Below are 10,120 nucleotides of genomic sequence, written 5' to 3'. Positions count from 1 at the left end.
AATTCATTGCGCAGCCGCAGCGGCGCCCCGTGGCCGTAGCTCACCGGCTCGCCGTTCATGTCGTAGGCCAGCATGGTCAGGTGGTTGCTCATCTGATCGATCGGGTGGGCGACGTAGTAGATTCCGCCGTCGGCACCGGGGCCCAGTGAGTAGAACACCACCCATTTCGCCTCGGGTAGCGGCTTGACGATGTCCATGATCGTCTGCATCGACACGCCACCCCATTTGGCGACACCCGACCAGCCCTGGATGCAGAAGTGTTGGGTGATCTGTTCGTGGTACGGCAGATCATGCAACTCGCCCAGCGAGAACTCGGTCGGGTGCTCGACGAGACCGTAGATTCGCAGCCGCCAATCCACGAAGTTGTCCTTCTCCAACTCCTTGTACTCAACGGTTTCCGGGTAGGTGCCGTTGTGCCAGAAGTACGGCGAGATGTCTTTCTCGGTGAACGCACCCGGCTTCGGGTTGGTGTACTCGAACAGCCGCTGCAGCGGCCCGACGAGTGCGTAGCCGACCCGCTGCACCACCCGCGGGTGGCGAAAGGTGAGCGGGGTGGCGGCCACCCAGCCGACAGCCACCACCACCATGGCCGCCGCGAAGATCCAGAACCCGACCCAGCCGTTGTCGTCGCGGGCGGCGAACATGTGGTTGAGGTTGCGCAACGCCTCGGTGGCGAAGACCAGCGTGACGTGGACAACGATGAAGAACAGGAAATAGACCAGCACCAGGAAATGCAGCGAGCGTGCCGCCTGGATGCTCAAGCGCTTACTGATCACGGTGAGGCGCATCGACAGCGCCGGCGACATCCCCAGCCCGGTGATGACCGCGAGCGGGGCGGCGATGAAAACGGTGACGAAGTAGGCGAGCAACTGCATGCCGTTATAGGCCACCCAGGTGCTGTCGGTCGGCCAGTCCAGGGACAGGTACTGGATCCCCACCGAGGCGGCGTTGGGAAAGACATCCCAGCTGGTCGGCACGATGTGGCGCCACTGCCCGGTAGCGAACAACAGCACGTAGAAGACCGCGCCGTTGAGCAGCCACAAGACGTCGACGCCGAGATGCCACCACCGCGCCAAGCCGATGGAATGGCGAATCCCCGGCAATCCCAACTGACCCGGCAACCCAACCGAATCATCCTTGGCGGTCCACAGCGGATCGTCCGGCACCGGCTTGGCCACGCGGAGCCACTCGTCCTTACCCGGCGTGGCGTTGCGACTGAAGTACAGCCGCGGATGATCGCAGAGGATCTGAATCCCGGAGCGGATGATGAACATCATCAGGAACAGGTTGAAAAAGTGCGACCAGCCCACCCAGGCGGGGATGCCCGCGGCGACCCCGGAAGGTACGTGGGTGCCGGGATAACGCTGGATGAACGCCTGCACGGCCGGCATGTTGTGTAGGCCTTTGCCCACGGCCACCGCTGCTACCAGTACGGCGAACCCAATCGGAATCAGCCACAGCAGGTTGAACCACTTGTCCCGACCTACCCGCAGTCGGGGCGCAATAGCCCGCTTGTCCTCTAAGCCGCCGGCCCAAGCCTCCGGGTCGACGATGTCTTCAGCAACGCACAGCTCGGTGCGATATCCCGCATCAATCTGAGCCTGCCGGATGTCGAGTTCCTCATCGGCCACGTCATCCACACTTACTTCTATTTTCACAAACGCATTTAGATAAATGCTAGCGGACGGCGTACCTCCTCGGGAAGGGCCGCGACGAGTGACTCGGCCCACCGGGCGGGGCGGCCAAGACCCGGCGGTATCCCTTGGCCGCGGTTGAATGGAACCCGCGTGATTTCTGATTACGCTGGCGATCAGTTCGGGATTGGGAGCGGCTCGTGATCACTTTGGACCGCATGGCGAACGTGCTGGGTAGCTACGGGGTCCGCCTGCGTTGGTCCTCGGTGCCAAGGTCGACTGAACTGCGCAGCGTGGCGATCCACGAGGCTGCCGCGGGTCGCCCCGTAGTGGGTGATGTATTGCTGGCAATTGGTGCCGGCTCGCTCAAAGAAGCGGTGCAATGGGCGGCCTCGGCGAGTGCTGTCGTGGTGTTGACGCGCGAAGGTGAGGAGCCAATAGCGTTCGACGGTGACGCCGGGGCCGGCGCGGTGATGGTGGTCGACGAGACGCTGTCGTGGAGCGAGCTGGCTGCGGTGGTCTACGGGCTGGTACTCGAAGGCCGCGAGACTGAATCCGGGCGCGGTCCAACGGATTTGTTCGCGCTGGCCGACAGTCTGGCGGATGCGATCGGCAGCGCAGTGGTCATCCACGATCGGCTGTTGCGCGTGCTGGCTTATTCGAGGCAGCAGCAGCACGCTGACCCCGCGCGGGTGGCGACAATCCTGGGACGACAGACACCAGAGCAGTTGCGGACATTCTTCGAAGCTCGCGGGGTATTCGCGCACTTGGCGGTCTCCGACGTTCCACTGTTCGTCGCCGCGGACGCCGAACATGGCTTGACTGGCCGCATGGTGGTGGCGGTTCGCTCGGGGCGGGAGGTCATCGGGTCGGTGTGGGTGGCCTGTCCGGCGCCACTGGAAGGCGCCGCTCTCGACGCCTTGGCCGATGGCACGCATACGGTGGCCCTGCATCTGCTGCGGTCACGAGCCAGCGCGGACTTGGAGCGCCAGGTTGAGTCCGAGCTGTTGATCCGGTTGTTGGAGGGCACCGCTGACGCCGCCACCGTGGCCAGCCGACTCGGCCTGCCACACAGCGGGTTGAGGGTGATCGCACTCCAAGCGTTCACCGGCGCCGAACGCGACGCCCCTCTTCTGATGGCGTTCGAGCGTGCCACCACCGGGTTCGGTTGGTCACGTCCGGGCCGCAGCGCCTTGGCGGGCAACACCGTCTACACCGTGCTTCCTGGCGACCAGGTAGCGACGGCGCGACGCTGGATCACCGGTTTGCGGGCAGCCATGCCCGAACAGGTCACGGTGTTGGCCGGCATCAGCGGGGTGGCCGAGGTGGCGGACCTCGCCGCCGCCCGCCACGAGGCCGACGAGTGCCTCGCGCTACATGAGATGACGTCTCGGTCCACACCTCCTGCCTACGACGAGTCGTGGGATGAAATCCTGCTGCAGCGGTTGCGCACCGCGTCACGGTCAGGTCGGTCCCCAAACCGTGGACCGGTGGCCGAGCTGCGCCGCCACGACCGCGCCAACGAGACCGACTACGTGGCGACATTGCGAGCCTGGCTGGAGGCTCAGGGCGACCCGGCCGAGGCCGGTCGGTGTTTGGGAGTACACGAAAACACCGTGCGCTACCGGCTACGCAAGATGACCGAGATCACCAACCTGCCGTTGGACGACGCCAGAAAGCGGCTGGCCATGATGATTGAACTTGCGGCCACAGACCACGACTGACCGTCGGCGCTGTCGAGAGTCAACAACGCACCGCGACGCCATTGTCGAATTTCCGCAAGACCTGCCGGGCCACTCACGCGAAAATGAAGCCATAGCGACCCGTCGATAGGAATGCCCCGATGACTACCCCGCATCCCGCTTTTCACCGGCGTCCGGATCCGCCGGACGACGACGGCGCTTTGGACGCCTTCACCGTGCGCTTGCCGCGCTGGCGATTTGCGCGGCTGTTTAGCCTCAACCCACTAGTACGCACGAGCGATCGGGTCGAGGCACTGGTTGTGGTGCTGGCCATGGCGATGGCGCTCGCTGCCGTGCCGATCGCGGCCGCCGTGGGCACTTCGGTGTACGACTCCCGCAGCCGCGTCTACGCCGAGCAGGCCCAGAACAGTCGCGTGGTATCCGCGACGATCACCGACCACAAGGTCATCCACCGTGAATCGTTAGGCCCGATGATCACCGTCGTTGGCCAATGGTCTGCTGCCGGAAACGAACATACCGGCCCGGTCTCGGCGCCTCCAGGAGTCAAAAGTGGTGAGGCGATTGACATTTGGGTAGATGAAGACGGCTCGCATGTCGGCCCGCCACCCAAAACCGCTTACGACGAGGCGGTGGCATTCGCAGCAGTGACCTGGGTGGGCTTGGCGGCCGCGGCAGGCGCATTGGTCGCCGGTACCCGTGCTGCCCTTAACCGGACCCGCCACGCGCGATGGGAAGATGATTTCGACAAGCTCACCGGCGGCCGCGACGGGCAGACCAACCAGCCTTAGCCCACTACCGTTCTCGCCGCCGCAATTTCACTGTGCCGCAGCGTCCGTCGCGTGGCCCTGAGGCGTAGCGGGACGCCGGGCACTGCCGGTGGCGGCACGCTTCGGGCGCTCACGCGCGAAGCGCCGCACCGGTCGCGGTATCGGCATCCCGCTCACGATCACGAAGCAGCAGCGTTGTTGGAAGCCGACAAGAGTCCACTGCGCCGTTGTCCGGTTGGGGCAAGTGGTCGGGCAGTCCCCCACGGCACCATGGGAATTGATAACCAGAGTTCAGCTACGGAGGTATGTGATGGTCGGCATCGAGAAGATGGACGGCGGACCGCGGTCGGCGATCGTGGTCGGTGCCGGCATCGTCGGATTGTCGACAGCATGGTTCCTACAGGAACGCGGAGTCGACGTCACGGTGGTGGACCGCACCGGCGTGGCCGCCGGCGCCTCCTGGGGCAACGGCGGGTGGATCGCCCCGGGGTTGACCCTCCCGCTGAACTCCCCAGCGGTGCTACGCCATGCGCTTCGCTCCGGGTGGGATCCCAACGCCCCCTTGCACATCCCGTTAATCGCTGACGCGGGACTCAGGGCCTTCCTGATCCAGTTCGCCGCCAACTGCAGGCGATCGTCGTGGAAACGGGCGATGCGGGCCAATGCGGACCTGAACGAGGAATGCCTGGAAGCCTTCGACGTGCTCGCCGCCAACGGGGTCGACGTGCCAATGACCGACGGACCGATCACCGCGGTGTTTCGCACCACCGAGGAGGCGGAACGCATGATGACGGAGCTACGCGAGCTCGAAAAGGCCGGCCAGACAATATATGTCACCGCATTGTCGGGCGAGGCATTGCGCGAACAAGTACCCCTGGTCTCGCAGGCGGTCGCCGCGGGGCTGAGCATCAACGCCCAGCGCTTCATCGACCCGCGACGATTCGTGGAGGCCCTGGGCCGCTCAGTAGTGGTCCGCGGGGCAACGATCCAAAGGCTGGAAATCCGGGACATACTCACCTCGGGCAGCGGGGTTGCCGTGCACCAGCACAACGGAAAAGCGCTGACCGCGGACGCCGCGGTGATCGCCACCGGCGCACGGTTGTCGCGGCTGGCGGGCCGCTGGCTGCGCGTCCCAGTGCAGGCCGGCCACGGCTACTCGTTTACCGTGCCCGTGGACCGCCCGATACCCACCCCCATCTACCTGCCCGACGCGCGGGTGGCCTGCACGCCCTACAAGGGCGCAATCCGTGTTTCGGGCACCATGGAATTCCGACACCTCCATGAGCGGGTCATACCAGAGCGGGTAGCGGCCATCGTCGCCTCGGCCGATCCCTTGTTGGACGGGGCGCGCTGGGCCGAGCGCGACGACGTGTGGGTGGGCGCCTACCCGGTCACCCCTGATGGCCGCGCCCTGATCGGCGAGGTATCACCGGGCGTCTACGTGGCTGGCGGACACGGCATGTGGGGATTGGCGCACGGCCCAATCACCGGGCGGCTGTTGGCCGAACAGATTACGACCGGCAAGCAGCCCCAAGCCCTGCGCGAGTTCGATCCGCTGCGCAGGAGCGGCCGCTAGCGCTCCCCGATAGCCGCGAATCCATAGCGCGGCGACGACCTCTCGCCCACCACGGGCTCCGCGTCGTCAGGGGCGGCTGCTGTGCTCCGGCCCGCCCCTGGCGACACCCTTATCGACACGAAAGGCATCAAAATGACCAGCGCACAACGCATCTGGATGACACGACACGACTACACTCGACTGCATACCGAACTCGCCGCGCTGCGCTCGCGGCGCAGTATCGAAGTTCCCGACGACTTCATGGATTACGGGGCGAATCCCGCGCGCTACAGGGCCCAACAGGCACGCATCCGCGAGATTCAGGATCTGCTGACCAACGCGGTCGTCAGTGAGGACGCCGTCGGCGGCATCGCCGAACCGGGCATGGTTCTTACCATCCGCTACGACGCCACCGGCGAGACCGAAACCTTCCTGCTCGGCCGGCGTTTCGGCGAAGGCGCCGATGTCACGGTCTACTCGACGCTGTCGCCGCTAGGCCACGCGATTGCCGGCGCACGTACCGGCGAACAGCGCATTTACGCCATCCCCAATGAGACGCGCCCCCTGCTCGTGACACTCCTGGAGGCCGTGCCCTACGACATGCACGTTGCGAAAAGCGCTGGGCCGCAGTCTGCCCACCGCGACGCAACCACCGCTGCCGCATCATGAAAGGAACACCCATGACCAGTGCGCAACGCGTGTGGATCTCGCCACAAGCCTACGAGCGGCTACGGAGGGAATTGGCCACGCTTCGTGAGTTGTGTACCGCCGCAGCTGTCGGCGGCGGTACCGACGAAAACAGCGACGCTCTCCAACATTGGTGGCAGGCACGGATCCAACAGATTCAAGATCTGTTGCTCGATGCTTCCGTGGGCAAGGACCCACCCGACGACGGAATCGCCGAACCCGGCATGGTTTTGACCATCCGCTACGACGATACCGGGGACATCGAAACCTTCCTCCTCGGTGTGCGCGGCGCCGAACACGGCGACATGGAGGTTTACTCCATCCAATCCCCGCTGGGCGCCGCGCTCGCGGGCGCACGCCCCGGCGAACGACGGACCTACTTGCTGCCCAGTGGCGCCGCACTCACGGTCACGCTCCTGGACGCCGTGCCCCATGGCATTCACGCGCGGGCGCGACGCAGGGGGGCGATCGCATGATGTATGACCTCATCGACCCGGTGGCGATGATATTTCTCCTGGTTGCGGTGGTGGGCCTCATCGTCGCCGTCGCATATGGGCGAAACAAGCACCTATGACCGCAAATTAGTCGATGCCGCCGCCCCGGCGAACCCGCCAGACTCTCCGCAGAACCTCGCGCACTGCAGATTCTGCGCGCCCCCCGCCCGGTAAACGTGTAACAACCGCGGCATCGAACGCGACATGTGGGCAGACGCGCGTGATGGCAAACACGCTCCGCCAGGAGGAAAGATGTCCAGTTTGCGCAAGGCCGCATTCGTCGGCTTGGCGGTTACTTCGTTGGGCGGCTCGCTGTGGCTTGCTCCCGGAGCTTTCGCCGCCGATCCGGCATGGAATGGCAAGTATCAGGTGACCTTCGCCGGCACCGCCAAGACGGGCACCAGCGTTGCCGCCGGAAAACCGGAAGGCAACAGCGTCGTTGACTACGGCTTCAGCTCCAGCTGCTCAACCGGAACCTGTGTCGCCACGGTATATGACGCGCCGCCCCCGAAGAATCCGTATATCCCGCGTCCGATCACCTACACCTGGAACGGGTCTCAGTGGGTGCGAGCCACAACCTGGCAATGGGACTGCCAACTGCCCGACGGGACAATCGAATACGACCCGGCAAAATCGGTTGTCGCCTTCACACCCGGGGCCGACGGGACACTTTCCGGTGTCTTTCACACCGACATCACCAGCGGTGCGTGCCAGGGCAACGTCGACATGCCGGTGTCGGCGGCCCCGGCGAACCGGCCGGTCGTTTAGCCGGTGCCCCGGTTGAGCCAGGTCAGTTCGCCGGCGTCGCCGCCGTCGCGGTAGACCTCGAGGGCCTCGTCCCACGCCGTTCCCAGCACGGAATCCAGCTCGGCGGCCAGATAATCGGCGCCCTGCGCCATCATCGACCGCAGCCGCATCTCGCCGACCATGACGTCGCCGTTGGCGCTCATCGGTCCACTCCACAAACCCAGTTGCGGGGTGTGGCTGAAGCGATGGCCGTCGATCCCGGGGCTCGGGTCCTCGGTGACCTCAAACCGCAGCACCGACCACGATCGCAGCGCGTTGGCCAACCGGGCACCGGTACCCACCGGACCGACCCAGTTGGTGACCGCACGCAGCTGTCCCGGCATCGCCGGCTGCGGTGTCCACACCAAATTGGCTTTGGACTGCAGGGTCGACGACAGCGCCCACTCAACGTGCGGGCACACCGCCGCGGGCGAGGCATGGACGTACACCACACCAGCCGTCACGTCGGCAAATTGATTCGACGCACGCATCTACCTGCTCCTTCGGTTCCACGAGGGACGTCTTCCCCAACGACCTGGTGGACCGACAAGCAAGATGCTTAATCGAACTTTTTGTTTCGTACGTGTCTATTGTGCCCTGTGATACCCGTGTTGCGCTAGTGCTTGATGGTCATTTCATGTATTGGAGTAGTACCGCGTCGGCGATCGCCGGCCACAAGTCGAGTGCCCAGTCGCCGAAATCGCGGTTCGTCATGGCCACCAGCGCCAGGTCCGCGTCGGGATCTGCCCAGATGAAGCCGCCTGCTTGGCCGAAATGGCCGTAGGTCCGCGCCGAGTTGCGCGCCCCCGTCCAATGTGGCGATTTGGCGTCCCGGAGCTCGAAACCCAGCCCCCAATCGTTGGGCCGCTGCACGCCGTACCCGGGCAGCACGCCGTCCAGGCCGGGAAATTGCACGGTCGTCGCCTCGGCGTGCAGCTGGGCCGAGACGGTCGACGGCCGCAACAGGTCACCGGCGAACGCCGCCAGGTCCGCCACCGTCGAGGTCGCGCCGAAGCCGGCTTGCGGCGCACCCCCGTCCAGCCTGGTCGCGGCCATGTTCAACGGCTCGCACACCGACTCGGTGAGGTAGCGGCCGAACTCGATGCCCGACTCCCGTTCCAGGGTCTGGGCCAGCACGGTAAATCCGTAGTTGGAATACATGCGTCGGGTGCCGGGCTTGGCCTGGACCCGATCGGAGTGCATCGCCAAGCCCGACGCGTGCGCCAGCAGATGCCGGATCGTCGAGCCGGGCGGGCCGGCCGGGGTGTCCAGATCGACGACGCCCTCTTCGATCGCGACCTGCGCGGCGCGGGCCACCAGCGGCTTGGTGACCGACGCCAGCTCGAACACCCGCTCGGTGTCGCCGTGCGTGGCCAACACCCCGGCGGGGCCGATCACCGCCGCGGCGGCAGCCGGAACCGGCCATTCGTCGAGAACATCGAGAGCGGCCATCAGGTCAGACGCGTCACTTCGTGGCGATGTAGTAGTTGTTGATCGGGTCGGATTCGATCTCGAGCACGCGGACGTCATCGAATCCGGCGTCGACGAGCATCGAGGTGGCCAGCTGCGTGCCCCAGGCCGTGCCGAGTCCGGCGCCGCCCAGCGCCAGCGACACCGTCATGCAGTGCATCAGCGAGACGGTGTAGAGGTAGGTGCTCATCGGGACGTCGATGTTCTCCTCGAGCCGGCTGGATGCCTTGATGTCGGCCATCAAGAGGACACCGCCGGGCCGCAGGGCACGTTGGATGTTCTCCAGCACCCGCGCCGGCTGCGCCTGATCGTGGATGGCATCGAACACGGTGATGACGTCGTAGTCGTCCGTCTTGTCCAGCTCGGTCAGATTGTGGCTCTCGAAGGCCGCATTGGTCAGGTCGAGGTGAGCCGCCTCCTCGATGCCGGTCGAGATGGCGTCTTCGGAGAAGTCGATGCCGGTGAACCGGCTGTTCGGAAACGCCTGCGCCATCACGTTGATCGCGTGACCGCTGCCGCAACCGAGATCGGCCACATCGGCCCCGGCGCGCAGGCGTTCCGGCAGGCCGTCGACCAACGGCAGCACGACGTCGACCAGTGCCGCGTCGAACACCGCGGCGCTCTGCTCGGCCATCAGCGCGTGGAAGCGCGGGAACTCGCTGTACGGCAGGCCGCCACCCTCGCGGAAACATCGGACGATCTTCTGCTCGACCTCACCGAGCTGCGGCAGGAACATGGTTACCAGCGCCAAGTTGTCGGGCCCGGCGGCGCGGGTCAGCACCGCCGCGCGGTGGGCGGGCAACGAGTAGGTACCGGCGCCGGCGTCGTAGTCCACGACGTGCCCGGTCGTCATGCCGCCCAACCACTCCCGGACGTAACGCTCGTCGAGGCCCGCGGCATCGGCGATCTGCGCGCTGGAGGCCGCCCCGAGTCCGGCCATCGTGTCCAGCAGACCGGTCTGGTGTCCAATACTCAGCAGGATTGCCAGGCTCGCGCCGTCGATCGCCGCGACCATTCGGCCCGC

The 10,120-nt window shown here is 65.7% G+C and carries 10 protein-coding genes; 6 read left to right on the top strand and 4 right to left on the bottom strand.

The genetic code is table 11. From position 1 onward, the window contains the following. Nucleotides 1–1,640 (bottom strand): molybdopterin-dependent oxidoreductase (locus ACZY0B_RS24655; RefSeq protein WP_463766860.1); only part of this gene is annotated, 1,640 nt, incomplete at its 3' end. 194 nt (nt 1,641–1,834) lie between these two features. Here ACZY0B_RS24655 and ACZY0B_RS24650 point away from each other — a divergent pair. The 6 genes from ACZY0B_RS24650 to ACZY0B_RS24625 all read left to right on the top strand — a co-directional run bounded on the left by ACZY0B_RS24650 (nt 1,835) and on the right by ACZY0B_RS24625 (nt 7,608). Then, entirely contained in the window at nt 1,835–3,358 is a 1,524-nt protein-coding gene (locus tag ACZY0B_RS24650) for a PucR family transcriptional regulator (protein WP_463766859.1), read from the top strand. Between the two features lie 119 nt (nt 3,359–3,477). Continuing rightward, complete coding sequence (locus ACZY0B_RS24645) at nt 3,478–4,125, top strand: Rv1733c family protein (RefSeq protein ID WP_463766858.1); 648 nt, start codon at nt 3,478–3,480, stop codon at nt 4,123–4,125. Nucleotides 4,126–4,414: 289 nt separating this feature from the next. After that, on the top strand, nt 4,415–5,680 hold the full coding sequence (locus ACZY0B_RS24640; RefSeq protein WP_463766857.1) for an NAD(P)/FAD-dependent oxidoreductase: 1,266 nt from the start codon (nt 4,415–4,417) through the stop codon (nt 5,678–5,680). Between the two features lie 132 nt (nt 5,681–5,812). Beyond that, complete coding sequence (locus ACZY0B_RS24635) at nt 5,813–6,328, top strand: GreA/GreB family elongation factor (RefSeq protein ID WP_463766856.1); 516 nt, start codon at nt 5,813–5,815, stop codon at nt 6,326–6,328. An 11-nt stretch (nt 6,329–6,339) separates the two neighbouring features. Continuing rightward, on the top strand, nt 6,340–6,822 hold the full coding sequence (locus tag ACZY0B_RS24630; RefSeq protein WP_463766855.1) for a GreA/GreB family elongation factor: 483 nt from the start codon (nt 6,340–6,342) through the stop codon (nt 6,820–6,822). A 270-nt stretch (nt 6,823–7,092) separates the two neighbouring features. Then, complete coding sequence (locus ACZY0B_RS24625; protein ID WP_463766854.1) at nt 7,093–7,608, top strand: Rv2253 family sensor-like surface protein; 516 nt, start codon at nt 7,093–7,095, stop codon at nt 7,606–7,608. Here the strand turns inward: ACZY0B_RS24625 and ACZY0B_RS24620 are convergent. The 3 genes from ACZY0B_RS24620 to ACZY0B_RS24610 all read right to left on the bottom strand — a co-directional run bounded on the left by ACZY0B_RS24620 (nt 7,605) and on the right by ACZY0B_RS24610 (nt 10,111). Then, a complete protein-coding gene (locus ACZY0B_RS24620; RefSeq protein WP_463766853.1) occupies nt 7,605–8,117 on the bottom strand; it encodes a DUF3145 domain-containing protein in 513 nt (170 codons plus the stop codon). The genes ACZY0B_RS24625 and ACZY0B_RS24620 overlap by 4 nt on opposite strands. Before the next feature lie 139 nt (nt 8,118–8,256). Then, complete coding sequence (locus ACZY0B_RS24615) at nt 8,257–9,078, bottom strand: serine hydrolase domain-containing protein (protein ID WP_463766852.1); 822 nt, start codon at nt 9,076–9,078, stop codon at nt 8,257–8,259. A 13-nt stretch (nt 9,079–9,091) separates the two neighbouring features. Continuing rightward, entirely contained in the window at nt 9,092–10,111 is a 1,020-nt protein-coding gene (locus ACZY0B_RS24610; protein WP_463766862.1) for a class I SAM-dependent methyltransferase, read from the bottom strand. Nucleotides 10,112–10,120: the final 9 nt, after the last annotated feature.

Source organism: Mycobacterium sp. IDUB_19 (genome assembly GCF_055419445.1).
Note: the sequence above shows the minus strand (reverse complement) of the source record. Positions and strands in the feature narration are given on the sequence as shown.

Coding starts and splice junctions, on each gene's coding strand:
- ACZY0B_RS24645 (WP_463766858.1), top strand. CDS start 3,478: ATGACTACCCCGCATCCCGCTTTTCACCGGCGTCCGGATCCGCCGGAC.
- ACZY0B_RS24640 (WP_463766857.1), top strand. CDS start 4,415: ATGGTCGGCATCGAGAAGATGGACGGCGGACCGCGGTCGGCGATCGTG.
- ACZY0B_RS24635 (WP_463766856.1), top strand. CDS start 5,813: ATGACCAGCGCACAACGCATCTGGATGACACGACACGACTACACTCGA.
- ACZY0B_RS24630 (WP_463766855.1), top strand. CDS start 6,340: ATGACCAGTGCGCAACGCGTGTGGATCTCGCCACAAGCCTACGAGCGG.
- ACZY0B_RS24625 (WP_463766854.1), top strand. CDS start 7,093: ATGTCCAGTTTGCGCAAGGCCGCATTCGTCGGCTTGGCGGTTACTTCG.
- ACZY0B_RS24620 (WP_463766853.1), bottom strand. CDS start 8,117: ATGCGTGCGTCGAATCAATTTGCCGACGTGACGGCTGGTGTGGTGTAC.
- ACZY0B_RS24615 (WP_463766852.1), bottom strand. CDS start 9,078: ATGGCCGCTCTCGATGTTCTCGACGAATGGCCGGTTCCGGCTGCCGCC.
- ACZY0B_RS24610 (WP_463766862.1), bottom strand. CDS start 10,111: ATGGTCGCGGCGATCGACGGCGCGAGCCTGGCAATCCTGCTGAGTATT.